The sequence below is a fragment of the Kocuria himachalensis genome (genome assembly GCF_054784195.1).
Map to the genome: position 1 here is coordinate 1 of NZ_BAAGPL010000070.1, position 1,749 is coordinate 1,749.

Annotated in this window: 1 protein-coding gene; it reads right to left on the reverse strand. The window is 67.6% G+C overall.

Going from position 1 to position 1,749, the window contains the following annotated elements; translation table 11 throughout:
• Positions 1-57: 57 nt before the first annotated feature.
• Entirely contained in the window at positions 58-1,680 is a 1,623-nt protein-coding gene (locus ACYVM4_RS18690; protein ID WP_460669535.1) for a replication initiation protein, read from the reverse strand.
• Between the last annotated feature and the right edge of the window lie 69 nt (positions 1,681-1,749).

Below are 1,749 nucleotides of genomic sequence, written 5' to 3' on the forward strand. Positions count from 1 at the left end.
GCTCGGGGACAGCGAAGTCCCTGAGAGCACTGTGACACTGACCTTGGACGCGACGCGTCAGTGGACGATGTAGCCGGGGAACCGTGCTGACCACCGGGAGTCGCCAGCGACTCGAGTGACTTCATAGGAGACAGCGGTCAGGTGTGGGAAGCGCAGTCCGTGGAGTTCTCCGACACGGGCCCCCACTTCAGTGACGTGCAGTTCTCGCCCACCCAGTGCAGCACCGTGGAACGGTCCGTCCTTGACTGTCTCCCAGTAGTCGGAGGCAGTCGTGAAAGACCAGTACCCGGAGCCAATGGGGTGATCCTCCAGGTAGTCCAGGGGAACCCAGAGAGTGAGGCCGCGGTGCCCGGGGAGGAGCCGATCCCGGAAGTCGGGGTCTGGTTCTCCAGGCAGGACGCCTTCGGGCCACTGGTAGGTGGGTTCACTCGTCACAGGGGCATCCTCTTCCTTAGCAAGTCCGGGGGGCACTTCCAGGCTAAGGGAAGGGGTGGGACACACCTTGGGGGAGGAGCCAATACCTGTTGCTTGGAGAATTTCACCCTTCTTGACGGGGCCGCCGGCGGGTGTGGTGGGCTCGTTTTTCAACCAGGCCATCACGGTGCGTGTAGTACGCCCTACGGCCTCGGCGATGGCCCGGTAGGTCGCCCCCGCCGCCCGCAACTGCACCGCTAGAGGCCGCAGTTGCCCCACACGGCGGGTGCGGGCCTGGCGGGCCTGGGCGGCGTTGTCTGCCGCCGCACGCGCCTTGGCCTCGGTCCTGGCCTTCCCGCCGCGGCGGCCCATCCGCGCTAGATACTCGTGTGCAGCATCGGAACCACTGGTGGAGGTGGGGCGTCCCTTGCCAGCGTTGACCTGACGGACGGCCGAGCGCGCTAGACAGGCGACTTCGCTATCGGTCAGAGGGTGGGGCAGCTGGGCGTTGAGCGCCCTGGCGTGGGCGATCGAGGCGGCCTCGCTGGGGGTCTGGTGGCGGGCCTGCCGCTGGTCCCACAGCCACCGTCGGGTGGCGCGGAAGATCGCGGTGTTGCGCCCCACCTCCGTGGCGGTGTCCGAGACAGAGGCTCGCGGGATGCCGGACTGTCCCAGCAGGGGCGTGCCCGGGTCCCAGGCTGGTGTGGCGGGTCCGTCGATGGCCTCGTCGTGGAAGGGGTCGGTGTACTCGACCATGTGCGCCTTGAGATCCCCTAGGGACCATGGGCTGGCTCTGCGGCCCCACCACACGCGCCCGGCCGGGAACTGAGCGGCCGGGTTGCGCACCAGGTACCGGGTGAAGCACGGGTCCCCGTCCACCAGCCGGTCCAGGGCCCGCTGCACCGCCTCCGCGTAGCGGATCGGGCCCGGCCGAGCGCCCTCGCCCCGGTAGACCGGTTCGATCGCCCACCCGGCCTGGGCATGACCAGTCTGGGGGTTCTCGATGATCCAGGTCGGCTCGGGCACGGCCGGGTGCATCAGGTTCAACAACGCGTCCTCGTCATCGACGTCCACGACGAGGAAGTTCAACCAATCGGCCGGGTTGAGCTGGATGAACGCGAAGTCACCCGCAGGCCGCCCACGGTTCGGGAACGCCTGCGACTTGGTCTGACCGCACCGGAAATACTCGATCCGGTGGTGCGCCAGAAACCGGCGGGCCGGGGTCTCGGGGCAAAAAAGGGCAATATCCAGCAAGGCGGGGTCCACTTGCGGACGCGCCTCAGGTACACTAGGGGACACAACAGTCCCCTGGTAATGGGTTCATATGCGGTTCTC